The 23,475-nt window shown below is 57.4% G+C and carries 21 protein-coding genes and 2 pseudogenes; all 23 read left to right on the top strand.

The genetic code is table 11. From position 1 onward, the window contains the following. The first annotated feature begins 209 nt into the window (after positions 1 to 209). Positions 210 to 2,150, top strand: coding sequence for an Eco57I restriction-modification methylase domain-containing protein (locus HMPREF9162_RS09335; protein WP_009752915.1), 1,941 nt, complete (start codon positions 210 to 212; stop codon positions 2,148 to 2,150). Continuing rightward, a complete protein-coding gene (locus HMPREF9162_RS09330) occupies positions 2,150 to 5,455 on the top strand; it encodes a DEAD/DEAH box helicase (protein WP_254655383.1) in 3,306 nt (1,101 codons plus the stop codon). The genes HMPREF9162_RS09335 and HMPREF9162_RS09330 overlap by 1 nt, the downstream gene beginning before the upstream one ends. A gap of 203 nt (positions 5,456 to 5,658) precedes the next feature. Further along, on the top strand, positions 5,659 to 6,609 hold the full coding sequence (locus HMPREF9162_RS09325; RefSeq protein WP_009439107.1) for a malate dehydrogenase: 951 nt from the start codon (positions 5,659 to 5,661) through the stop codon (positions 6,607 to 6,609). Between the two features lie 133 nt (positions 6,610 to 6,742). After that, positions 6,743 to 7,024, top strand: a complete 282-nt coding sequence (locus tag HMPREF9162_RS09320; protein ID WP_009439124.1) for a hypothetical protein — start codon at positions 6,743 to 6,745, stop codon at positions 7,022 to 7,024. Beyond that, positions 7,014 to 7,484, top strand: coding sequence for a tRNA adenosine(34) deaminase TadA (tadA, locus tag HMPREF9162_RS09315; protein WP_009348901.1), 471 nt, complete (start codon positions 7,014 to 7,016; stop codon positions 7,482 to 7,484). Before HMPREF9162_RS09320 ends, tadA begins: the two co-directional genes overlap by 11 nt. A gap of 111 nt (positions 7,485 to 7,595) precedes the next feature. Continuing rightward, a pseudogene (locus HMPREF9162_RS09310) lies at positions 7,596 to 7,867 on the top strand (ACT domain-containing protein). Between the two features lie 51 nt (positions 7,868 to 7,918). Beyond that, a pseudogene (locus HMPREF9162_RS09305) lies at positions 7,919 to 9,243 on the top strand (PFL family protein). Positions 9,244 to 9,264: 21 nt separating this feature from the next. Continuing rightward, positions 9,265 to 9,894: an endonuclease III gene (nth, locus tag HMPREF9162_RS09300; protein WP_009439110.1), complete on the top strand. Its 630-nt coding sequence runs from the start codon at positions 9,265 to 9,267 to the stop codon at positions 9,892 to 9,894. A gap of 61 nt (positions 9,895 to 9,955) precedes the next feature. Beyond that, positions 9,956 to 10,969 (top strand): 3-deoxy-7-phosphoheptulonate synthase, encoded by a 1,014-nt coding sequence (aroF, locus tag HMPREF9162_RS09295; protein WP_009348897.1) that lies wholly within the window; start codon positions 9,956 to 9,958, stop codon positions 10,967 to 10,969. Further along, positions 10,966 to 11,856 carry a prephenate dehydrogenase/arogenate dehydrogenase family protein gene (locus HMPREF9162_RS09290; RefSeq protein ID WP_009752953.1) on the top strand — a complete coding sequence of 297 codons (891 nt, stop codon included), beginning with the start codon at positions 10,966 to 10,968 and terminating at the stop codon, positions 11,854 to 11,856. Before aroF ends, HMPREF9162_RS09290 begins: the two co-directional genes overlap by 4 nt. Positions 11,857 to 11,957: 101 nt before the next feature. Further along, positions 11,958 to 12,572: a transcriptional repressor LexA gene (gene lexA / locus HMPREF9162_RS09285; protein WP_009439129.1), complete on the top strand. Its 615-nt coding sequence runs from the start codon at positions 11,958 to 11,960 to the stop codon at positions 12,570 to 12,572. 101 nt (positions 12,573 to 12,673) lie between these two features. Next, a complete protein-coding gene (cbiD, locus tag HMPREF9162_RS09280) occupies positions 12,674 to 13,780 on the top strand; it encodes a cobalt-precorrin-5B (C(1))-methyltransferase CbiD (protein ID WP_009658455.1) in 1,107 nt (368 codons plus the stop codon). Between the two features lie 2 nt (positions 13,781 to 13,782). After that, positions 13,783 to 14,427, top strand: a complete 645-nt coding sequence (cbiE, locus tag HMPREF9162_RS09275; RefSeq protein ID WP_009752937.1) for a precorrin-6y C5,15-methyltransferase (decarboxylating) subunit CbiE — start codon at positions 13,783 to 13,785, stop codon at positions 14,425 to 14,427. Continuing rightward, entirely contained in the window at positions 14,424 to 14,999 is a 576-nt protein-coding gene (gene cbiT, locus HMPREF9162_RS09270; protein WP_009439109.1) for a precorrin-6Y C5,15-methyltransferase (decarboxylating) subunit CbiT, read from the top strand. Before cbiE ends, cbiT begins: the two co-directional genes overlap by 4 nt. A 9-nt stretch (positions 15,000 to 15,008) precedes the next feature. Continuing rightward, positions 15,009 to 15,764, top strand: a complete 756-nt coding sequence (gene cobM, locus HMPREF9162_RS09265) for a precorrin-4 C(11)-methyltransferase (RefSeq protein ID WP_009752942.1) — start codon at positions 15,009 to 15,011, stop codon at positions 15,762 to 15,764. Further along, positions 15,761 to 16,855 (top strand): cobalt-precorrin 5A hydrolase, encoded by a 1,095-nt coding sequence (locus HMPREF9162_RS09260; RefSeq protein WP_009752923.1) that lies wholly within the window; start codon positions 15,761 to 15,763, stop codon positions 16,853 to 16,855. The genes cobM and HMPREF9162_RS09260 overlap by 4 nt, the downstream gene beginning before the upstream one ends. Beyond that, positions 16,843 to 17,598, top strand: a complete 756-nt coding sequence (gene cobJ, locus HMPREF9162_RS09255) for a precorrin-3B C(17)-methyltransferase (RefSeq protein ID WP_009348889.1) — start codon at positions 16,843 to 16,845, stop codon at positions 17,596 to 17,598. The genes HMPREF9162_RS09260 and cobJ overlap by 13 nt, the downstream gene beginning before the upstream one ends. Beyond that, positions 17,595 to 18,377 (top strand): precorrin-6A reductase, encoded by a 783-nt coding sequence (gene cobK / locus HMPREF9162_RS09250; protein ID WP_009439115.1) that lies wholly within the window; start codon positions 17,595 to 17,597, stop codon positions 18,375 to 18,377. The genes cobJ and cobK overlap by 4 nt, the downstream gene beginning before the upstream one ends. A gap of 20 nt (positions 18,378 to 18,397) precedes the next feature. Continuing rightward, a complete protein-coding gene (locus HMPREF9162_RS09245) occupies positions 18,398 to 19,033 on the top strand; it encodes a precorrin-8X methylmutase (RefSeq protein ID WP_009752933.1) in 636 nt (211 codons plus the stop codon). A gap of 18 nt (positions 19,034 to 19,051) precedes the next feature. Continuing rightward, a complete protein-coding gene (locus HMPREF9162_RS09240) occupies positions 19,052 to 20,416 on the top strand; it encodes a cobyrinate a,c-diamide synthase (protein ID WP_009752932.1) in 1,365 nt (454 codons plus the stop codon). Continuing rightward, positions 20,404 to 20,976, top strand: a complete 573-nt coding sequence (gene cobU / locus HMPREF9162_RS09235) for a bifunctional adenosylcobinamide kinase/adenosylcobinamide-phosphate guanylyltransferase (protein ID WP_009752948.1) — start codon at positions 20,404 to 20,406, stop codon at positions 20,974 to 20,976. Before HMPREF9162_RS09240 ends, cobU begins: the two co-directional genes overlap by 13 nt. A gap of 1 nt (position 20,977) precedes the next feature. After that, positions 20,978 to 22,519, top strand: coding sequence for a cobyric acid synthase (locus HMPREF9162_RS09230; RefSeq protein ID WP_009752952.1), 1,542 nt, complete (start codon positions 20,978 to 20,980; stop codon positions 22,517 to 22,519). Beyond that, the gene (gene cbiB / locus HMPREF9162_RS09225) at positions 22,516 to 23,472 is read left to right on the top strand and encodes an adenosylcobinamide-phosphate synthase CbiB (protein WP_009752951.1); all 957 of its coding nucleotides are present in this window, start codon (positions 22,516 to 22,518) and stop codon (positions 23,470 to 23,472) included. Before HMPREF9162_RS09230 ends, cbiB begins: the two co-directional genes overlap by 4 nt. Positions 23,473 to 23,475 lie beyond the last annotated feature (3 nt).

Here is a 23,475-nt window from a genome sequence, read left to right as displayed (position 1 = left end):
TTACATAAATGTGTAGTATTTTATAGGCCGGTCACTATCTATTTCGATTCTATAATACTACAAAAAGATAGGAGATTCTATCACAAAATCTGTCGCTTTATACTTTGAAGTTTATATAATAAATCAATAAATAATATACTACACGTTATTGTAATAGAAAATTTCTTACAAAAGGCTGCTCACTCAAAATCAAAAGAGGAGGAGCCTTTTTGATTGTTGGGATACAGGATGAGATTCTGCGCCTTCATGCGATGGGGCGTTTGAATGACCTCCTCGCGGATAAGACGACACGCGGCAATATCATATGGGCGACCGATGCCTATCGTGCGCGCGGCGATGCATATCGGCGCGACGAGGAGATGCTGCCGTCACTGATGACGGGGGCACAGTCGGACGCCATCAAGACGCGGGCGCGCAAGGCGATGGAGGAACAGTCGGCGCGCACGCGCAAGCACGCGGAGGTCTTTACGCCGCCCGGCATCTGCAAGCGCATGGTCGGGGAGGCGGATGCGGCATATTTTGACGGGGACGATCCTTTTTTGGATGCGGCGCGAGTTGTGTTCCCAAAACGGTGTAAATGGCAGCATTATGTCGATGCGCGGCGGCTGGAGATCACCTGTGGCGAGCTGCCGTATCTCGTGCAGCGATACGATGTTTCAACGGGTGAGGTCATCCCCCTGGAGGAGCGTCATGGAATACTCGACCGCAAGCTGCGCATTGTGAACGAAAACACCGGTGGCGAAGACGAATGGATGAAATGGGCGCTGCGGGCGTTTCAGGCGACGTACGGATACGAGTTTCAGGGGGACAACCTGCTGATCGCACGCGTGAATCTCTTGATGACATTCGAAGAATATCTCTATGCACGGTGGAAGCGAAAGCCACACGAGCGTGAGTATCGTGTATGCATCAAGACGATTGTGTGGAATCTATGGCAGATGGACGGACTGACGGGAACGATCCCCTATGCGGAACCGACGGGATATGCCGTGCAAGGCGGGCTTTTCGATCTACCCGATACCGCGTGTAGAAATCTACAGCCGTATTGCCGTGTTTACGATTGGCGGCGTGTTAACAGTTTAGAATATCGCAGGGCAAATACAGGAGGAAGGAATATGAAGTTCGACTTTGTGATCGGGAATCCGCCGTATCAGGATGAGACACTTGGGGAGAACAAGGGATTTGCGCCGCCGATTTATCATGAGTTCATGGATGCGTCCTATGAAGTTGCCAATGTCGTCGAGCTGATTCATCCCGCAAGATTCCTGTTCAACGCGGGGAGCACACCGAAGGCGTGGAACCAAAAGATGTTAAATGATGCGCATTTTAAGATTCTGCACTATGAAGCGGATGCAAGCAAGATATTCCCAAATACGGATATCAAAGGCGGTGTTGCGATCTCGTATCGCGACCGGAGCCGGGACTTTGGCGCGATTGAAGTATTTACAAAGTACGGCGAACTGAATGATATTTTGCATAAGGTCATGGACGCCGCTGATTTCAAAAGTATGAGTGATATTGTTGTGACACGAACGGCATACAGGCTGACGGATGCGATGCACAAAGAGCATCCGGAAGCAATCCGACAATTAAGCAAAGGTCATGCCTACGATATGTCGACGAATATTTTTGACCGCTTGCCGCAGATCTTCTTCGAGGAGAAGCCGACAGACGGAAAGAGCTATATTCGGATTCTTGGAAGAGAAAATAATGAGCGTGTGTATAAGTATTTACGCAGAGATTATGTTAGTAAGGTAAAAAATCTTGATAAATATAAAGTGTTTATTCCAAAAGCAAACGGAACAGGGCGTTTTGGTGAAGTTCTAACATCGCCTATTACAGCAGAGCCGGGGATAGGCGCAACAGAAACATTTTTGAGCATTGGAATGTTCGATATGGAAACTGAGATAAAGGCGGTTATTAAGTATATCAAGTCCAAATTTGCTAGATCTTTGCTAGGTGTTTTGAAAACTACACAGGATTTAACACCCGAAAAATGGAAATACGTCCCTCTGCAAGATTTTACGTCCGCCTCGGATATTGACTGGTCGGTATCCGTGGCGGAGATCGATAAGCAGCTCTATGCGAAGTACGGGCTGACGGAGGAAGAGACCCTGTTTATCGAGTCGCATGTGAAGGAGATGGCATGATGGCGGTGCAGATTCAAAGTTTCCGGCGCGTTGTGCCGATGATCTACGCCTACAATACGCCGGGGATTCCCTATCATGACGGCTGGACGAAGGTCGGCTATACGGAGCGGCAGTCCGTCGAGCATCGCATCGCACAGCAGACGCATACGGCAAATATCCGATGGGAACTCGCGTGGACGGACAACGCGATATTCAAGGACGGATCGGGCGAATACTTTACGGATCGTCATTTCCATGACTATCTCGAACAAATTGATGTGGAGCGCGAGCCGGGGACGGAGTGGTTTCACGCGGATGGGGATGCACTGCTGATTCATTTTAACCGCTTTGCCACACGCAAACAGGCGGTTGCTGCGGAACGCCGCGACTATACGCTGCGCGCCGAGCAGGCGGAGGCGGTACGGATGACGGCGGCATATTTCCACGGCGGCGGCAGTAAATTCCTATGGAATGCAAAACCGCGCTTTGGCAAGACGCTGACTGCCTATGACCTCGTTCGCCGCATGAAGCTGACAAACGTCCTTGTCGTGACGAATCGTCCGAGCATCGCAAACTCGTGGGCAGATGATTTTCGCACGTTTTTCGGATGGCGCGATCATTACTTCTTTGTCTCGGACACGGCGGCGCTCGCGGGAAAGCCCGGCGTACTCTCGCGCGCGCAGTATATGAATCGTCTCGATGATGAGGACGATGCGCCCGCGTGCATGGCGGCGTTTGAATCCCTGCAGGGGCTCAAAGGCTCTATTTATTTTGGCGGGGAACATGATAAGCTCAAATGGATCAGCGATTTGACGTTTGACCTTCTCATTGTGGATGAGGCGCAGGAGGGCGTCGATACGTTCCGTACGGATCGGGCGTTTGAGTTTATCAACCGCAAGTACACGCTCTATCTTTCGGGGACGCCGTTCAAGGCGCTTGCGAGCGATCAATTCACGTCGGAGCAGATTTTTAACTGGTCATATGCGGACGAGCAGGCGGCAAAGGAGACGTGGGAGGGCGAGGAATATAATCCGTACGAGTGTCTGCCGCATATGGCGATGTATACGTACCGGCTCTCGCCGATGATCGCCGAGGAAGCGGCGCGCGGGATTGACCTCTCCGGGGAGGACGAGCGTATCGATTATGCGTTTGATCTCAATGAGTTCTTTGCCACGAATGAGGCGAAGCGTTTTGTTCACGAGGAGGAGGTCAAGAAGTTCCTCCGGGCGCTCGTAACGAATGAGAAATATCCGTACTCGACACAGGAATTGCGGGACGAGCTGTGCCACACGCTATGGCTGCTGAATCGTGTGGCGAGTGCGAAGGCGCTCGCGAAGCTCCTCAAGGAAGACCCTGTCTTTTGTGATTACGAGGTCGTACTGGCGGCGGGAGACGGGATCATCGCGTCGGATGACGAGAGCGCGGCGGCGTTTGACCGCGTAAAGGCTGCCATTCGCGACCACGATAAGACGATCACACTGAGCGTGGGGCAGTTGACGGTGGGCGTTACGATTCCGGAGTGGAGCGGCGTGTTGATGCTGTGCAATCTGCAAAGTCCTTCGTCCTATATGCAGGCGGCGTTCCGTGCGCAAAATCCCTGCGCCATGACGAAAAACGGAAGCCGCCTGCGCAAGGAGACGGCGTATGTATTCGACTTTGATCCCGCGCGTACGCTCATCATCTTTGATGCCTTTGCGAATAATCTGTCGCCCCGCACGGCGGACGGCGGAGGAACGAGCGATGATCGGAAGGAAAATATTCGTCGGCTACTGAATTTCTTCCCCGTGCTCGGCGAGGACGACGAGGGGCGCATGGTGGAGTTGGACGCCGCGCAGGTGCTCTCGATTCCACGCAAACTGAAGAGCGAGGAGGTTGTACGGAGCGGTTTTATGTCGAATTTCCTCTTTCAGAAAATTGCCAATGTGTTCGGCGCTCCGGGGATCGTGAAGGAGATTGTAGAAAAGCTCGCCCCCGCGCAGGAAGAGCCGAAAAGGAAGGGGCAAGTCGGATTAGAGCGTTTGTCGGAGGTGTCCGTGGATGCGGACGGCGCGGTAGAGGTTCCGGGCGAGATCGTCATCGGAAAGACGCAGGATATTTTCGGCAAGAAGATCTATGAGGAGATAGAGGCACAGCTTTCCACCGAGATGGAAGAAATCGCGGATACGGCAAGCGACTATGCCGCCGTGAATCAATCGGTGGACAGGCTCGCGGAGGCGATGAAGGCACAGCTCAAGGAGCGTGTCGTTGCGCCGCTCGCAGATGCCTATACGGTAAAAAAGGGCGCGCTGAAAAAAGTGGAGCGCCAAGTGGAGAGCGACGTCGAACGCAGCATCGACCGCATCCGTGCGGACTACAACCGGAAGACAAATATCGTTACGGCACAGCTCAATGAAAAACGTCGAACGGCTGAGACACAGGCGGAAACGGATGCCGCCGATGCGGCGTATCATGCGGGAATCGAAGAGGCGCTGCAAGAGTTCAAGGATGCGGTGCAGACGGTTGTGCAGGAGACGATCGCGCAAAAGCCGCAGGAATTGGTCGAACGGATGGAGCGGGACAAGGCGGAGGCGGTGAAAAAAGCTGCCGAGGATCGTGTGCGTGTGCATTTGCGCGGCTTTGCACGGACGATTCCGAGCTTTATCATGGCATATGGGGACGAGAATCTCACGCTGCAAAATATTGACGATTATACGGAGGACGATGTATTCGCCGAGGTCACGGGGATTACGGAGGAGGATTTTCGCTTCCTGCGCGACGGCGGAGACTATGTGAATCCGGAGACGGGGGAGACAGAGCGCTTTGCCGGGCATCTATTTGACGAAACCGTATTCAACGACGCTGTTCGGGAATTTCTGAAGAAAAAGGAAGAACTCGCGGATTATTTTGACGAGACGCAGACGGAGGATATTTTCGATTATATCCCGCCGCAAAAGACGAATCAGATCTTCACGCCGCGGCGCGTCGTCGTGCAGATGGCGGATGCGCTGGAGGAGAACAATCCCGGATGCTTTGACAATCCGGAGGCGACGTTCGCCGATCTCTACATGAAGTCGGGGCTGTATATCACGGAGGTCGTGAAGCGGCTCTTCCGCTCGCAGCGCATGAAGGAGCTATATCCGGATGACAAGGCGCGCATTCGGCATATATTGCAGCATCAGGTGTACGGGATGGCGCCGACGCGGATCATCTATCTGATTGCGACGAATTATATTCTCGGGTTTGACAAGATGCTAAAAGATGAGACGCAGCATTTCGTCGAGGCGGATGCGGCGCAGGCGTCGAAGGAGGGGAAACTCGCGGATCTGGTCGAAAAATGTTTTGGATGAACCGGGCGGAGCAGTATGTTCTTGCTCCGTTTTTTATTGCCTAGGGCAATTTTCGTGAATAATTTCACAAATATAATTGATTTTTCTGAATGAGAATGCTATAATATTTCAATAGATGATGTCTATTATTATAGTCCATTCTATATCATGTCGCTTATTGATGAAATGGGCGGCAGGAGTACTTTCTTAAGGAGGAAATACTTATGAAAATCACTGTGGTTGGTGCCGGCAACGTTGGCGCTACGGTAGCAAATGTCCTCGCGATCAAGAAGTTTGCAAGTGAAATTGTCCTCATCGACATCAAGGAAGGCGTCTCCGAAGGTAAGGCAATGGACATGATGCAGTCGGCACATGCCCTTGGATATGATACGACGGTGCGCGGCGTGACGAACGACTATGCGGCAACGGCAGGTTCGGATGTGGTTGTTGTGACGTCCGGTCTCCCGCGCAAGCCGGGCATGACGCGTGAGGAACTGGTCGGCGTCAATGCAAAGATCGTCAAGAGCGTTGTCGGAGAGGCGCTGAAACATTCCCCGAATGCGATCTTTATCATCATCTCGAACCCGATGGATGCGATGACCTATCTTACGCTGAAAGCTACGGGGCTCCCGCGCAACCGCGTCATCGGCATGGGCGGTATGCTCGACAGCAGCCGGTTCCGCTATTATCTGTCGGAAGCGCTCAACAAGGCGGGACATCCAGCGACGCCGACGGATGTCGACGGCATGGTCATCGGCGGTCACAACGACAAGACGATGGTTCCGCTCGTCAGCATCGCGACGCTCCGCGGCATCCCCGTGACGCAGCTCCTCTCGAAGGAAGTGCTCGACGATGTGGTGCAAAAGACGAAGGTCGGCGGTGCAACGCTGACGGGGCTGCTCGGTACGTCCGCATGGTATGCGCCCGGCGCATCGGCGGCCGCGCTCGTCGAGGCGATCGCGCTTGATGCGAAGAAGGTCATTCCCTGCTGTGTCTACCTCGAAGGGGAGTACGGAGAGAAGGAACTCTGCGTCGGCGTTCCCATCGTGCTCGGCAAGGACGGCTTCGAAAAGGTTGTCGATGTCAAGCTTGAGGGCGAAGAGAAAGCGAAGTTTGACGAGAGCGTTGTCGCGGCACGCGAAGTCAACGCACAGCTCGGCGACGCGCTGAAGTAAAAACTGCATAAAATTTGGTGTAAAAATGGCCTTTGCATGTGTTGCAGGGGTCATTTTTATTTAAGTTTTTGAAATACAAACCGATCTTCTTTATAGAGAATAGTTTGTTAATAGTAAAAGGGAGGTGTGAATCGTGCTTGAACGTGTTGAGCGGGTGATGGGGATCAAACGGGTGAAATTCAACAATGATGAGCTTTTTGAGCGGAGAAAAGGCTTTGAGGAAAAAGAGGAACGCGGAGCTTTCGCTTCGATCTTCGAAGATGAGATGCAAAAGAAGCGAAAAAAATCGGACGGTGACGTGCAGCCCAAAAGTGACGCATATACGCTTGAGGTAGGGCGCGCGACACAATCTCTCTTTTATCAAGGGCAAGTTGACATCTCCGGTATAAAGGAAAAACTCCCCAATGCCGGATGACGTGAAAGGAATGCGGCTGGCGCTTGCCGAAGCGGAGCGTGCCTATGCGCTCGGTGAGGTGCCCATCGGTGCGGTCGTCATGGACGGCGCCGGGAACATCGTCTCGACGGGGCATAATCTGCGCGAATCGGAACATGATGCCACAGCACACGCCGAGCTCATCGCCATCCGTCGTGCGTGCCGTGCACTGGGGCGTTGGCGTCTGACGGGGATGACGCTCTATGTGACGATCGAGCCGTGTCCCATGTGCGCAGGGGCGATTGTGATGAGCCGCATCAGCCGTGTTGTCTATGGCGCTGCCGACAGCAAGGCGGGCGCATGTGAGTCTCTGTTCAATATCCCCGGCTGCATGACGCTCAATCATCGACCGGAGGTATACGGGCAGGTCATGGCGGACGAATGTCATGCGATCATGCGGCGGTTCTTCAATGAACGGCGAAAAAAAGAATATGACCGATGAATGACCGACGTCTTTGGGCGTCGGTTTTTGTGTTCTAGCGCTGTACATCTTTCTTTTATGCGGCGGATTTGTTATAATGGGACATATTTTTGTTGATGAGGAGTGAATCGCATGAAGCTGGTTGTAACGATCGTCGGACGCGATCAAGTCGGTATCGTGGCGATGGTGAGCGGGATTCTCGCGGAGCAGCGTGTGAATATCGTAAATGTGAATCAAAATATCATGGACGGTTTTTTAATATGGTGATGATTGCCGAGATGCCCGACGATGCAGGGATGCGTCTGAAGGAACTGCAAGCTCTGCTGCGAGAAAAGGGTGAAGAGTACGGGCTTGACATCAAGTTGCAGCATCAGGAAATCTTTCAAGTAATGCACAGCATCTAGGTGGGGAGCGGCAGATTGATTACTTTTGAGGATATTCGGGAAACCAACCGAATGATTACGGAGAACCGTCTCGATGTGCGAACCATCACGATGGGCATTTCGCTGCGGGACTGTGCGCATCCGAACATCGAACAGTTTTGCCGGAATGTGTACGAAAAGATTACGCATTCGGCAGAGTTTCTTGTGCGGACGGGCGAGGACATCGAGGCGGAATACGGTATTCCCATCATCAACAAGCGCATCTCCGTGACGCCGATTGCGATTGCGGCGGACGCATGTCAAACAGATTCCTTCGTGCCGGTTGCTGAGGCGCTTGACCGCGCGGGAAAGGCGGTTGGCGTGAACTTCATCGGCGGGTTCTCTGCGCTCGTGGAGAAGGGATTTACACACGGTGACCGCGTGCTCATCGACTCGATTCCGCAGGCGATGGCGGCGACGGATATTGTCTGTTCGTCGGTGAATATAGGCTCGACGAAGGCGGGCATCAATATGGATGCGGTGCGCGAGATGGGCGATATGATCAAGCGGACGGCGGAGCTGACGCGTGAGCAGGAAGCGATCGGCTGTGCGAAGATCGTTGTGTTCTGCAATGCACCGGGGGATAATCCGTTCATGGCGGGCGCGTTCCACGGTGTTGCCGAGGGTGACCGTGTGATCAACGTCGGCGTCAGCGGTCCCGGAGTGGTCAAACATGCGCTTGAGGATCTCAAGGGTGCGGACTTCACCGAGATCGCCGAGACGGTGAAGCGCACGGCGTTCAAGATCACGCGTGTGGGACAGCTCGTTGCACGGGAAGCCTCGCGCCGTCTCGGTGTGCCGTTCGGCATCATCGATCTCTCGCTTGCGCCGACCTCGGAGGTCGGGGACAGCGTTGCGCGCATCCTTGAGGAAATGGGGCTCGAGGCGTGCGGCGCACCGGGGACGACGGCGGCGCTCGCGCTGCTGAACGATGCGGTGAAAAAGGCGGTCTGATGGCAAGCTCCCACGTCGGCGGACTCTCGGGGGCGTTTATCCCCGTGAGCGAGGACGAGGGTATGATCGACGCGGTGCAGCGCGGCAGTCTTTCCATCGAAAAGCTCGAGGCGATGACCTGCGTCTGCTCGGTCGGGCTCGATATGATCGCGATCGAGGGCGATACGCCCGCAGCGACAATCGCGGGCATCATCGCGGACGAGGCGGCGATCGGCATGGTCAATAACAAAACCACGGCGGTGCGCGTGATCCCCGTGCCGGGGAAGAAGGTCGGCGAGGGCGTCTCGTTCGGCGGTTTGCTCGGTTATTCGCCGATCGTGCCCGTGCGGAGTGCGTTCAGCTCCGCGGCATTCATCGCGCGCGGCGGGCGCATTCCGGCGCCGACGCGCTCCTTAACGAACTAATATATATTAGACTGTGATTTTATGAGAGTAACGAAAGCAATCAAGGCGGAACAGCTCCGCATCCTCCGCGAAATGTATCCAAACGCGCAGCCGGCACTTCACTTTGCCACCCCGTTCGAACTCCTCGTCGCGGTGATTTTATCCGCACAATGCACAGACGCCCGCGTCAATATCGTGACGAGCCGGCTTTTCCCCCGTGCGAACACACCTGAGGCGATCGCGGGACTTGGGCAGTCGCAGCTTGAAGAGGCGATACATGACTGCGGATTTTTCCGCATGAAGGCAAAGCATATCATTGAGACCTGCGATATCCTGCTGAGGGAATACGGCGGTGAGGTTCCGGCGGACTTTGAGGCGCTGCAAAGGCTCCCGGGCGTCGGGCGCAAGACGGCGAATGTCGTTATGAGCGTGGCGTTTCACATCCCTGCCATCGCGGTCGATACACATGTGTTCCGCGTATCGAACCGCCTGCATCTCGCTGTCGGAAAGACACCGCTTGAGGTTGAGAAGGGGCTGCAAAAGGTGATCCCGCGTGCAGACTGGAGTGATGCGCATCACTGGCTGATCCTGCACGGGCGGCGTCTCTGCAAGGCGCGCAAGCCGCTGTGCGGGCAGTGCCCAATCGCGCCTGTGTGTCCGAGTGCCGCCTAACAGGGGGGAGCTGCCCCTCTGCGCGGCATATGCTGTGATAAGGTAGTAGGAGGAATCTATTATGATTATTGTTATGAGTCCCCGTGCGACACAGGAGAATGTTGACCGTGTCATGGCAAAAATCGAGCAGGCAGGTCTGCACATTCACCCGTCGCGCGGCGAGGATCGTCTGATTATCGGTGTCATCGGGGATAAGAAGGCGATCTCGGCGCTGGAGATGAACATGATGGAAGGCGTTGAAAAAACAGTCCGCATCACGGAGAAATATAAGCTGGTCAGTCGTGATTTCCACCCTGCAAATACGATCGTCGATGTTGCAGGCTTCCCGGTCGGCGGCGAGCAGCTTGCAATCATGGCGGGGCCCTGTTCAGTCGAGAGCTACGATCAGCTCTATGAAATCGCGGTTGCGGTTAAGGCGGCGGGCGCACAGTTCCTGCGCGGCGGCGCGTTCAAGCCGCGGACAAGCCCCTATGATTTCCAAGGACTGGGGCTTGAGGGGCTCAAGATTCTGCGTGATGTTGCGGACAAGACGGGACTGCGCGTCGTCACGGAGATCGTGGATAAGGACGATCTCGAGGCGGTCTCGGAGTATGCCGACCTCCTGCAGATCGGCGCGCGCAATATGCAGAATTTCCAAATGCTCAAGGCGATTGGAAAATCGCAGAAGCCTGTTCTCTTTAAGCGCGGTCTCTCGGCGACCATCAGCGAGTGGCTGAACGCGGCTGAGTACATCGCATCGGGCGGCAACGAGAACATCATCTTCTGCGAGCGCGGTATCCGCACATTTGAGACCTACACGCGCAACACGATGGATCTCAACGCGGTCGCGGCGCTCAAGGAGCTGACGCATTTCCCGGTCATCGCAGACCCCAGTCACGGGACGGGGCGTTGGCGGATGGTGCGTCCGATCGCGCGCGCTTCGGTCGCGGTCGGCGCCGACGGGCTCATCATTGAGGTACACTGTCACCCAGAATTGGCTCTTTCCGACGGCGATCAGAGTCTCATTCCGCGGAAATTCGAGATACTCATGGACGAGGTGCGTCAGATCGCTCCGGCGGTTGGACGCAGGGTATGAGCAGGATAAACCTCGCCGTCATCGGCGTTGGACTCATCGGCGGATCGCTCGGGCTTTGCCTGAAGAATAAACTCGGCGATGCGATTCATATCACGGGGCTCTGCCGCACGGAAGAATCCATGCGGCGGGCGGTGGAGATGGGTGCCGTAGACGAGGCGACCGCCGATATTGCAGCGGTCGTCGGTGATGCGGATATCGTGTTCCTTAGCCCTCCGGTGCTCCAAATCGTCCCGATGGTCGAGCGCATTCTGCCGTTTCTAAAGCCGGGGACGATTCTCACGGATGCCGGGAGTACGAAGGGATTCCTGTGCGAGGCACTGAAAAAAATTCTGCCGCCCTCCATTTACTACATCGCAGGGCATCCCATGACAGGGCGCGAGAAAAGCGGGGTAACGGCGGCGACGAAGGATCTCTTTCGCGGCAAGGCGTATGTGATCATCGAGGATCCCTCAGTGCCGCCGGAGGTGATGGAACGACTGATGCGTATCCTGCGGTACACGGAGGCGAACTTCACGACGCTCGATCTTGCGCGTCATGACCGCTGTGCTGCGGTCATCAGCCATGTACCGCATCTTGCAGCGGCGGCGCTCGTGACCCTGCTCAACCGCAGCGGGGACGATCTGGATTCCTGTCTCAAGCTCATCGGCGGGGGGTTCAAGGATACGACGCGCATCGCTTCCTCAAACGCGGACATGTGGGCAGATATCTGCATGACGAACCGCAAGCCGATCGTCGACGCACTGCATGAGATGCAGGCGATCCTCGGGACGGTCGCGGATGCGGTCGAGCGGGGAGATCGTGCGGCAATTTACGATTATTTCACAGCATCAAAACAGCGTCGCGACAGTATTCTGCACGATGCCGGGCAAAAATTTGATACGAATTGAGGTTTTTTTGAATTTTTTGCAGGAAACCTCTTTTTTTTAGAACGTACATATGATACAATAGATTCAAACGTATGCACGTCAGTCTACAAGGGGGTATGGCAGTGAAGAAAACAAGAATATCCACACGACGACAGTCTGAGATCCTGCAATACATCAAGGATTTCCTGGTCGACAAGGGATATCCGCCGTCGGTGCGCGAGATTGGCACTGCGGTCGGACTCAAATCCAGCTCGACGGTGCACCGCTATCTCGCCATGCTCGAAGAGAACGGTGCGATTCGCCGTGATGCGACAAAGCCGCGAGCCATCGACATCATGGGAGAGAACCCGTGGGGGAGAACGATTCCCATCCCGCTTGTCGGTACGGTGACGGCAGGCGAGCCGATCCTCGCCGAGCAGAACGTGGAGGAGATTTTCTCGTTCCCGCGTGCACTCATTGGCACGGCGGAGGATGTGTTCATGTTGCGGATTCAGGGCGACAGTATGATCAACGTTGGTATTTTTGACGGCGATTTCGTATTGGTACGCCAGCAGCCGACGGCGAACAATGGTGATATTGTTGTTGCGCTGATCGACGGTGAGACGGCGACGGTGAAGCGGTTCTATCGTGAAAAGACGTGCATTCGCCTTCAGCCGGAGAACGACTCAATGGAGCCGTTCTACGAGACGGATGTGCAGATCATGGGTAAGGTCATCGGACTTTACCGCCATATATAGGATGTGTGAGGGAGCGTTGCGCGAAAAGCGCGGCGCTCCCTTTTCATTTTCAGGGAAGAATGTTATAATATCTCTGTTTTTCTGACAGAATGAGGCGAACTATGGCAAAGGCGGAACTTCGCAGCGGATATACGACCGGTGCGTGTGCGGCGGCAGGGGTAAAGGCAGCATTTTTATTTCGTGCGGGCGAGGACTGGCATGAGGTGGAACTCATGGCGCTCGACGGCACGCCGCTGACGATCCCTGTGAAGGCGGTAGAAGAGACCCCGGACGGCATACGCGCAGAGGTGGTAAAGTTCTCGGGGGACGACCCGGACATCACGAACGGCGCATCCGTGTTCACGACGCTGACATTGCGCAATGATATATCTTGCATCGAATTTCGTGCGGGTGAGGGCGTCGGCACGGTGACAAAACGCGGCATGAGTCTCCCCGTGGGAGAGCCCTCCATCAACAAGGGGCCGCGCGAACTCATTCGCCGCGTCGTAGAGGAGATGACAGGAAGTGCGGACTTCGGCGCCGTTGTTACCATCTCCATTCCCGCCGGGGTCGAGCTCGCAAAGAAAACGCTCAACCCCGTGCTCGGCATTGAGGGTGGGATCTCCGTCATCGGCACAACGGGTGTGCTCCGTCCGATGTCCGAGGAGGCGTTCAAGGATTCCCTCGTGCCGCAGATCGACGTCGCTCTTGCCGCAGGGCTTGACACATTGGTATTCGTGCCGGGCAAGATCGGCGAGCGCATCGCGCTCGCTATCGGCGTGCCGCAGGAGGCTGCCGTCGAGACGAGTAATTTTATTGGATTCATGCTCGACAGCGCGGCGGAGCGCGGCGTTAAAAATGTGGTCATTCTCGGACATACGGGAAAACTCGTGAAGATTGCGGCGGGCGTGTTCCACACGCACAACCGCGTCGCGGACGCGCGCCTTGAGACACTGGCGGCGTATGCGGCGGCGGAGGGGATGAGCACCGAGGGCGTGCGGACGATCCTCGCCTCGAACACGACGGAGGACGCGATGGAGTGCATCGCGGCGGCAGGGCTCGCGGATGCGGTCTGTGCCGCGATCGCCGAACGCGTTCATGTGCGTGCGGAGCGGTACCTCTTTGGCAAGGTGCGCGTCGGCGCGATCATGGTGAATTTTGCCGGGGATATTCTCGGTGTGGATGCCGCGGCGCGCGCAATTGCGCGGGAACACGGATGGAGACTTTGACGATGACACATCGGATCATTGTGGTGGGCATAGGGCCCGGGGATTCTTCCTATCTTTTGCCAAAAGCACAGAATTATATCGAAAATGCGCGTATACTCATCGGTGGTCATCGTGCGCTTGCGAATTATTCGGACGGGCGCGCAAAGGAATGTTCGATTGGCGCGGATATCCCCGCCGTGCTGGAGTTCATTCGAACTTCGCTCTCTGAGGACGACGTTGTGGTGATGGTATCGGGAGACCCGGGCTATTATTCGTTGCTGGACGCGCTGCGCCGGACATTTCCGATCGACCGAATCGAGGTCGTCCCCGGCATCAGCTCACTTCAGCTTGCCTTTGCGCGGCTCGCACTGCCGTGGCACGGCGCGCGTCTGCTGAGTTTTCACGGGCGCGAACCGCTGCCTGCGGAACTGACATATGCACCGGCGGCAGTGCTGGGTATGCTGACGGACGGGAAAAATAACTCGCAGACGATTGCGGCGCGCCTCTTGCAACACGGCTGGCACGGTGCGGATCACATGTATATTTGTACGCGCCTTTCCTACGAGGACGAGCGCATCGTTGCGACGGCGCTCGGCGCGGCGGTGTGCGAGCCTGCCGTTGGACACGGCGTCATTATTGTCTGTGCAAATGAGGAGAACATAGAATGAATATTGGAATCAAAGACGAAGACTTCGTGCGTGGGAAAGTTCCCATGACGAAGGAAGAAATACGTATCCTGACGCTGGTCAAGGCGCGTATCACGCCGGATGCCGTCGTCTACGACGTCGGTGCGGGGACAGGATCGATCTCCATCGAGGCGGCGCGCATGGCGCCGCAGGGACACGTCTATGCGATTGAGAAGAATCCTGACGGGATCGCGCTCATCGCGGAGAATGCTAAGAAATTCGGCGCAGAAAATATTACCGTTGTGGAGGGGACGGCACCCGATGTGCTCGCGGATCTGCCGGCGCTCGACGCTGCGATTATCGGCGGGAGCGGGCGGAAACTTGCGGACATTCTCGACATCATCGGCGCACGCCTGCGTCCGCAGGGGCGCATCGTCGCGAATGCGATCACGATGCAGACGGTTGCAGCGTGTCTCGATTATTTCCACGCGCATAAGGACGACTATTCTTATGAGGCAGTACAGGTGCAGATCAATCGATTGGAGCGTGTTGGTCCCTACGATATGGCAAAGGCGCTCAATCCCATCTATATCATTACGGCAGAGAGAAAGTGAGGAGAGCAGATGATTCATATTGTTGGAGCGGGGCCCGGAGATCCGGAGCTGATCACGGTCAAGGGCGCGCGCTATCTTGCTGAGGCGGATGTGGTGATCTATGCGGGATCGCTGGTCAATCCTGCCCTGCTCAATTACTGCAAAAAGGACGCGGAGATTCATAATTCGGCGCATATGACGCTCGACGATGTTGTCGAGGTCATTGCCCGTGCGGAATCCGATGGGAAAATGACGGTGCGCCTGCATACGGGAGACCCTGCGATCTACGGCGCGATACAGGAACAGATGGACGCGTGGAAAAAGCGCGGGTTCGAATACGACGTCACGCCGGGCGTCAGCTCCTTCCTCGGGACGGCGGCGGCGCTGCGGCAGGAGTATACGCTGCCTGGCATCTCGCAGACCGTTATCATCACGCGCAACGAGGGGCGTACCCCCGTGCCGGAGCGTGAGAAGCTGCGCAGTCTCGCGGCGCATCATGCGACGATGTGCATTTTCCTTTCGATCTCTATGATCGAAGAGGTCGTCGCGGAACTCACGGCAGGCGGCTACGAGATCACGACGCCGATTGCCATTGTTCAGCGCGCAACGTGGCCGGAGCAGAAGATTCTGCGCGGTACGCTCGAGACGATTGCCAAGCAGGTGGCGGAAGAGGAGATCGACCGCACGGCGATGATCGTTGTCGGCGACTGTCTCAATACGGAATATGAGCTTTCACGGCTCTATGACTCCGGTTTCTCGCACATGTTCCGGGACGCAAAGAAATGAGAACCGCGCTCTTTGCGCTGACGCAGGGCGGTGTACGCTTGGCACTGCGTCTCCACGATGCTGAAGGCGGCAAAGGGACGCTCTTTTTCCCTGAGCGGATGCGGGAGCAGGTACCTGCCGAGCGCAAGGTACAGTATTTCGTTCGGCTTGCAGATGTCATGCAGGATGCGTTCGGACGCTATGACACGCTTGTCTGTGTAATGGCGACGGGAATTGTCGTCCGCATGATCGCGCCCTATATCAACAGCAAGCTGTACGACCCCGCCGTTCTCGTCTTTGACGAGCAGGGGCGGCACGGCATCAGCCTGTTATCGGGGCATGTCGGCGGGGCAAACGAGTGTACGCAGCGCCTCTGCGCAGTGATCGGCGCCGATCCCGTCATCACGACGGCGACGGACGTGACAGGCGTACGCGCCCCCGATGCGATCGCGGCACGGCTCGCACTGCGCCCCGAGCCAAAGGCGGCGATACAGGTGCTGAACAGTGCACTGCTGGAGGGGAAATGGCTCGATTACTTCCTCGATAGGGCGGTAGCGCAGCATGAATTTTATGAGGCAGGACTGTGCGGCGAGGGGATTTCGGCTGCACCGTTTGAGGGGATTCTTCCGCCTCCGGAGGAGGCACAGTACCGCGTGGTTGTCACTGCGGCGGAGCGTGTTCCGGACGCGTCGGAGATGCCTATGCGGACGCTCTATCTCGTGCCGCGCCGCCTGATTGCGGGCGTCGGATGCCGCGCGGGTGTGCCGGAGGAGGAGATTATGCGTGCGCTGACCGAAGCGTGCGCGCAGATCGGACGTGAGGTCTCGGCGATCTCAGTGCTCGCAAGTACTGAGGTCAAACGTGACGAGCCGGGACTCCTCGCGGCGGCGCGCACACTGAACCGCGAGATTATCTTTTACGCGCGCGAAGAACTCGCGCAGATGGTGGAACAATATGGACTAAAAGAGTCTAATTTTGTCAAGCAGACGATCGGCGTCGGGAATGTCTCCGAGGCGGCGGCGCTCTGTGCGGCAGGAAAAAGCGGCGGGCGCATGGCGCTCGGCAGAACGGTATTAGGGAAAGTGACGGTGGCACTCTTATGGGAAAAATAAGCGTTGTGGGCATCGGCCCCGGCAGTCTGGACGATATGACGTACCGCGCGCGGCGCACAATTGAGGAGGCGACGGTGGTCGTCGGGTACAAGCGCTATGTGGAGCTGATCGAGGATATTATCAAGGATAAGAGAGTCCTCGACACGGGCATGACGCAGGAAATCGACCGCTGCCGCGCGGCGCTCAAGGAAGCGATGGATGGGGAAACGGTCGTCGTCATCTCGAGTGGCGATGCCGGAATTTACGGTATGGCGGGGCTCGTGCTCGAGCTGCTGGTCAAGATCGACGAGGCGGAGCGCCCCGAGTTCGGTGGGATCGTTCCCGGCGTCTCGGCGATGAGTGCGGCGGCGGCGCTGCTGGGCGCGCCCATCATGCACGACTTTGTCGTCATCAGCCTTTCCGACCTCCTGACGCCGTGGGAGATCATTCAGGAGCGTGCGGAGCTTGCGGCAAAGGGCGACTTTGTCGCAGCGCTCTACAATCCGCGCAGCCACAAGCGCGTCGGTCAGATCAACGCCGTGCAGGACATCTTCCTGCGCTATCGTTCGCCGGAGACGCCTGTCGGCGTCGTGACGGGCGCGAGCCGCGACAATGAGGCGGTGCTCATCTCGACGCTTGGTCATTTCACGAATGAGGACATCAATATGTTCTCGCTCGTCATCATCGGCAACTCTAAGACGCGCTCCGTCGGCGACTGGATGATTACGCCGCGCGGCTATCAAAAGAGGGAGCCTGGACTGTGATTTTTGTAGCATCGGGAACGCAGGACGGGCGCGAACTCGTGCGCCGTCTCTGCGCCGCAGGGCATGATGTAGCGGCGTCCGTCGTCAGTTCCTATGGCGAGCAGCTTCTTGCCGCACAGCGCACCGAGGGCGGCGGAAAGCTCATCATCAACGACACGCCGCTTGACGAGCAGGGCTTATTGGATTTTTTCAAGGAACATGACATTCGCATCTTTGTCGATGCGACGCATCCCTATGCTGTCAATGTGTCGCGCAACGCGATGACGGCATGTGCGGCGGCGGGGCTTCCGTACATCCGCTATGAGCGCGACGTGACCGATATTTCCTACGAGAACGTACATCTCGTGCACGGTTATGAGGAGGCGTGCGAGACGTGCGCCCGTCTTGGGAAAACGGTGTTTTTAACGACGGGCAGCCGTAATCTCGAGCGGTTCGTCAAGGCGCCGGCGCTGAAGGACTGCACCTTGATCGCGCGCGTCCTGCCGACGGCGGAGGTCGTGGAGCTCTGCGAAAAACTCGGGCTGACGCCCGCGCAGATCATCGCGATGCAGGGGCCTTTTTCGCGGGAAATGAACCGCAGTATGTATGAAAAATACGATGCCGACGTGATCGTGACTAAGAACAGCGGTATGGTCGGCGGTACGGATGAGAAATTCCAAGCGGCGGAGGATCTCGGTCTGCCCGTGGTCGTCATCGACCGCCCCGTACTGGACTATCCGCATTTGGCGCATACATTTGAGGAAGTGTTGAAATTTGTCGATTCCAAGTGCGAATCGTAAGAAAGAATAGGAGAATCACAATGGATTTTATCAAAGAGCCGATGGCTATTGAGAACCGCAGTATGGAGCTGATCGCACCGCATCTTGCGGAGCTGGGGCTCGACGAGGCGGCGACGAAGGTGTATTCGCGTCTCATCCACGCGTCCGGCGACGTCGGCTATGCGCCGATCATCCGCGTGCATCCGGAGGCGATCGCGGTTGCGATGGACGCACTGCGCAAGGGGGCGCACATCTATACGGACGTTGAAATGGTGCGCACGGGCATCAATAAGAAGAAGCTCGCGTCCTTTGGCGGAGAGGTACACTGCCTCGTTGCCGATCCGGACGTCGCCGTCCGCGCGAAGCAGGAGGGCATCACACGCTCGATGATCGCGATGCGTCAATTCGGTCAGGATTTGAACGGCAGCATTATTGCCATCGGCAACGCGCCGACGGCGCTCTTTGAAGTGCTTCGCATGGTGCGCGAAGAGGGGATTCGTCCCGCCTGCATCGTCGGCATCCCTGTCGGCTTTGTCGGTGCGGCGGAGTCGAAGGCGGAGCTCGCGGCGAACGGCATCGTTCCCTATATCACGGTAGAGGGAACGAAGGGCGGCAGCCCCATTGCGGCGGCGGCGGTCAATGCGATGATGTATCTGATCGACAATACGCGTCCCTGATCGGGGAGAGGAGCGCTTATGGAGTGGAATATCCCGCGCATCGTCGTTGCGGCAACGCAGTCGGGCGGCGGCAAGACGACGCTCGTCACGGGGCTCCTCGCGGCGCTGCACGCCAAGGGGCTGACCGTGCAGTCGTTCAAGGTGGGACCCGACTACATCGATCTCGGCTATCACCGTATGGCGAGCGGTCGTGCGGGACACAATCTCGATACATGGCTCGTTCCCGAATCTCGGCTCACGGAGATATTTGCGCGTGAATGTGCGGGCGCGGACGTTGCGGTTATCGAGGGCGTCATGGGGCTCTACGACGGCGGGCGCAAAGGCATCAGCTCTACGGCGTCGATTGCAAAGGCTCTCGACGCGCCCGTATTGCTCGTGATTGATGCAAAGTCGGTAGGAGCATCTGCCGCGGCAACCGCGCTCGGCTTTCGTGTGTATGACGAGGACGTCCGTCTTGCGGGCGTTCTCATCAATCGCCTTGGCAGCGAGACGCATGAAGAGATGATTCGAACGGCAATGGCGGGCATCGATATGCCCGTCTTTGGCGCGCTCCGGCGCAATGCCGCGCTCGCGCTCCCTGAGCGGCATCTCGGGCTAACGCCCGTGGAGGAGAACGAGGCGGCGGAGACGGTGCGCGCCATCGGCGTGCAGGTTGAGACGGGACTTGACATCGCGCGCATCTTGGAACTGGCGCGCAGCGCGCCGCCGCTCGACTATGTGTCGGGAACGCACCGGGATGTGAAAACCTCTTGCCGCATCGGGATTGCGCGCGACGATGCGTTTTCCTTTTATTACGCCGCGAGTCTTGCCGAGCTCGAGGGCTGCGGGGCGCAGCTCGTCCCGTTCAGCCCCCTGCATGACGCCGAGATTCCGGACGTAGACGGACTGATCATCGGCGGCGGATTCCCGGAGATGTTTGCCGCGCAGCTCGCGGCAAACACGTCTATGCGCGCGTCGATTCGCACAGCGGCGGAGCGGGGAATGCCGATCTATGCCGAGTGCGGCGGCTATATGTATCTGATGTCTCACCTTGTAGATTTCGCCGGAACGTCGCATGAGATGGCGGGCGTGTTTCCCGGGACGGCGCGTATGACTGAGAAACTTCAGATGGTCGGCTATGTGGACGCCGTGCAGGCGATGGATACCGTATTTGGTGCGGCAGGGCTTCCTCTGCACGGGCACGAGTTCCATTTTTCCGTGGAGGAAGCGGACGTCGGGGAGACCGCGCGTCCCTTTATCTTTACCAAGATGCGCAACGGGGCGCAGTATCCTGCGGGGCGCATTGTTCAAAGGACGCTCGGCAGTTACCTCCACCTGCATTTTGCGGGCTGTCCCGCGGTTGCCGCGTCGTTCGTGGAGGCGTGCCGTACATGGGACAAATAATCCTCGTCACGGGCGGCGCGCGCTCGGGCAAGTCCGCGTTTGCGGAGCGTTATGCGGCACACGCTGCGCGGGAGCATGGCATGTCCGTTGCCTATATCGCAACGTCGCAAATCTATGACGACGAGATGCAGCAGCGCGTGCGTCTCCATCGCTCCCGCCGCCCCGCCGACTGGATGACCTATGAGGCGCCTTATGAGGCGCCCGAGGCTCTGCGAGAGGCGGGGGAGCGGCACGGCGTCATTCTCTTTGACTGCATTACAATGTTTCTCAGCAATGATATTTTGCAGTATTCGGAGGAGGAGCAGCAGGCAGATTCGTTTGCCGCGCATGTGCGCGCACGGATGGACGATCTGATTCACGCCGCACAGTCCGTCGACGCCGTGACCGTCTTTGTCACGAACGAGGTGGGGACAGGCATTGTGCCGGAGAACAAGCTCGCGCGCCTTTACCGCGATATGGCGGGGCTGGCGAATCAGCGGCTCGCCGCATCCGCGGATAAGGTGTATCTCGTGACCTGCGGCATTCCCGTGGACATCAAGAAATTGGCGGAGGATATTTAGTATGGCAAAGACGATCATGCTGATGGGAACGAGTTCTCATGTGGGCAAGAGCATTCTGACGACGGCTCTCTGCCGTATCTTCCTGCAGGAGGGACGGCGCATTGTGCCGTTTAAGGCGCAGAATATGGCGCTGAACTCCTATGTCACACTCGACGGGCGCGAGATGGGACGCGCGCAGGTCGCGCAGGCAGAGGCGGCGGGGCTCGCGCCGATGATCGACATGAACCCCGTCCTCCTGAAACCCACGGGCAACGCGCAGTCGCAGGTCGTCATCATGGGTGAGCCGGTCGGCAATATGAGCGCGCGCGAGTATCATACGGGATACTCGTTAAAGGCGTGGGGCGCGGTGGAAGAAGCTCTCAAACGATTGCAGGATGAGTACGAGCTGATCGTGATCGAGGGCGCGGGCAGTCCCGCCGAGATCAATCTCAAGGCGAATGATATTGTCAATATGCGCGTAGCAAAACATCTGAACGCACCCGTACTCCTCATCGCGGACATCGACCGCGGCGGTGCACTCGCTTCCCTCGTCGGGACACTCGAATTGCTCGACGAGGAGGAACGCGCGCTTGTCAAGGGACTTGTGATCAATAAATTCCGCGGGGATGTCACGCTCCTGACGCCCGCGCTGGAGTTCCTGGAGAAAAAGACGGGCAAACCCGTCCTCGGCGTCGTTCCGCACGTTGAACAGCTCGGCATTGACGAAGAGGACTCGGTATCGCTTGACGAGAAGAGCACTCATGCCGACGCAGGGGATGCCGAAAAGATTCGCGTCGCCGTGATTCGTACGCCGAAATTGTCGAATTTTACCGATTTTGACGCGCTTGCAGACGAACCGGATGTCGCGCTCTACTATGTGAGTACGCCCGCGGAGCTGGGCAGTCCCAATCTCATCCTCTTGCCCGGATCAAAGAATACAACGGAGGATCTCCTCTATATTCGTCAATGCGGATTGGAAGAGGTGATTCGCCGTGCAGTCGCCGCCGGGACGCCGCTCTTTGGCATCTGCGGCGGCTATCAGATGCTCGGGCGCAAAGTGCGCGACCCGCTGCATACGGAGTCGGAGTACGATGAGATTGCGGGATTCGGCTACCTTCCGAGCGAGACGACATTTGCGGCGCATAAGCGTCTGCGTCAGGTCACGGCGCAGTGCGAGGATTTCCTGTTCCTTGGCGAGCAGCTTGCGGGGCGCGATCTGCCCGGCTATGAGATCCACATGGGCGAGACCGTCTTTACCGAGGAGGTGCACCGTCCGTTTCGGATCGTTGCGGCGGGCGGCGCGCCTGCGGATGCCGTCGACGGCGCTATCTCGGTGGATGGGCTCGTTGCGGGGACGTATATTCACGGCATCTTCGACGACGACGAGCTGCGGCGCAGCATCATCAACCGTCTGCGCACGCGGCGCGGACTTGCGCCGCTGCCCGTGCAGTACCGCTACCGTGCGGAGAAGGAGCGCGCCTATGACCGTCTCGCCGAGACCGTGCGCAAAAGCCTTGACATGGAGAAGCTGCGCGCGATTGTCGGCATGGGGGCGGACGCATGATGAGTGCGGCATTGGTCGCGATGTGTGCGTTCGGTCTCGATATGATCTTTGGCGATCCGCAGACGCGGTGGCATCCCGTCGCGCTGCTCGGGCGTCTGATTGCGTGGCTGGAGTGTTTGCTCTATCCGCAACAGGGCGGGAATGAACGACGACTGGCAATGGGCGCCGTACTCACGGCGCTCATTCTCTGTTTTTCCTATGCCGTTGTCGAGGGGCTGCTTCTCGCAGCGCAGCGGCTCTCCGTATCGTGGGGCGTCGATGCTGTGAGCGCAGTTCTGCTTTACTTTACGATTTCGCCGCACATGCTGGCAAAGGCGGGGCGCGACATCTATGCCCTGCTTGCCGCAGGAAATCTTCCGGGCGCGCGCGAACGCGTCGGATGGATCGTCGGGCGCGATACGGATCGGCTCGATGAAGCGGATGTGGCGCGCGCGGCGATCGAAACGATTGCGGAGAATACGGTGGACGGCGTGATCGCGCCTCTCTTTTTCTTTGCGATTGGAGGCGCGCCGCTCGCGGTGCTCTATCGTGCGGCAAATACGATGGACTCCATGATCGGCTACAAGAACGAACGCTACCTCTATTTTGGACGCATGGCGGCGCGCGTGGACGACGTGCTGAGTTTCGTCCCTGCGCGCATCACGGGGATGCTCTTTGTCATGGCGGCATTCCTGCTCGGCTATGATGGGCGCAACGCGATGTATATCATGGCACGCGACGCGTCGGGGCATCCAAGTCCAAACGGCGGCTATGCCGAGGCACCCGTTGCGGGTGCGCTGCACATCCGTCTCGGCGGCGTGAATTACTACTTCGGCGAGCGGCACTTCCGCGCTTATATGGGAGATGCGCATGTCGGAATCCGCGCGAAACATATTCTCGGCGCGATTCGCCTGATGGGGACGGCTGCGATATTGTATCTGTGCTTTTATTATATGATTTCTCTTTACATGTAGAGG

Source organism: Selenomonas sp. oral taxon 137 str. F0430, from assembly GCF_000183625.1.
GTDB classification, from domain to species: Bacteria; Bacillota; Negativicutes; order Selenomonadales; family Selenomonadaceae; genus Centipeda; species Centipeda artemidis.
This window is presented reverse-complemented; position numbering and strand designations above follow the sequence as displayed.

What these genes read in the sequence shown, in the direction of transcription:
- HMPREF9162_RS09330 (WP_254655383.1), top strand. Translation starts at nt 2,150, where the DNA reads ATGGCGGTGCAGATTCAAAGTTTCCGGCGCGTTGTGCCGATGATCTAC.
- HMPREF9162_RS09325 (WP_009439107.1), top strand. Translation starts at nt 5,659, where the DNA reads ATGAAAATCACTGTGGTTGGTGCCGGCAACGTTGGCGCTACGGTAGCA.
- tadA (WP_009348901.1), top strand. Translation starts at nt 7,014, where the DNA reads ATGCCGGATGACGTGAAAGGAATGCGGCTGGCGCTTGCCGAAGCGGAG.
- nth (WP_009439110.1), top strand. Translation starts at nt 9,265, where the DNA reads ATGAGAGTAACGAAAGCAATCAAGGCGGAACAGCTCCGCATCCTCCGC.
- aroF (WP_009348897.1), top strand. Translation starts at nt 9,956, where the DNA reads ATGATTATTGTTATGAGTCCCCGTGCGACACAGGAGAATGTTGACCGT.
- HMPREF9162_RS09290 (WP_009752953.1), top strand. Translation starts at nt 10,966, where the DNA reads ATGAGCAGGATAAACCTCGCCGTCATCGGCGTTGGACTCATCGGCGGA.
- cbiD (WP_009658455.1), top strand. Translation starts at nt 12,674, where the DNA reads ATGGCAAAGGCGGAACTTCGCAGCGGATATACGACCGGTGCGTGTGCG.
- cbiE (WP_009752937.1), top strand. Translation starts at nt 13,783, where the DNA reads ATGACACATCGGATCATTGTGGTGGGCATAGGGCCCGGGGATTCTTCC.
- cbiT (WP_009439109.1), top strand. Translation starts at nt 14,424, where the DNA reads ATGAATATTGGAATCAAAGACGAAGACTTCGTGCGTGGGAAAGTTCCC.
- cobM (WP_009752942.1), top strand. Translation starts at nt 15,009, where the DNA reads ATGATTCATATTGTTGGAGCGGGGCCCGGAGATCCGGAGCTGATCACG.
- HMPREF9162_RS09260 (WP_009752923.1), top strand. Translation starts at nt 15,761, where the DNA reads ATGAGAACCGCGCTCTTTGCGCTGACGCAGGGCGGTGTACGCTTGGCA.
- cobJ (WP_009348889.1), top strand. Translation starts at nt 16,843, where the DNA reads ATGGGAAAAATAAGCGTTGTGGGCATCGGCCCCGGCAGTCTGGACGAT.
- HMPREF9162_RS09245 (WP_009752933.1), top strand. Translation starts at nt 18,398, where the DNA reads ATGGATTTTATCAAAGAGCCGATGGCTATTGAGAACCGCAGTATGGAG.
- HMPREF9162_RS09240 (WP_009752932.1), top strand. Translation starts at nt 19,052, where the DNA reads ATGGAGTGGAATATCCCGCGCATCGTCGTTGCGGCAACGCAGTCGGGC.
- cobU (WP_009752948.1), top strand. Translation starts at nt 20,404, where the DNA reads ATGGGACAAATAATCCTCGTCACGGGCGGCGCGCGCTCGGGCAAGTCC.
- HMPREF9162_RS09230 (WP_009752952.1), top strand. Translation starts at nt 20,978, where the DNA reads ATGGCAAAGACGATCATGCTGATGGGAACGAGTTCTCATGTGGGCAAG.
- cbiB (WP_009752951.1), top strand. Translation starts at nt 22,516, where the DNA reads ATGATGAGTGCGGCATTGGTCGCGATGTGTGCGTTCGGTCTCGATATG.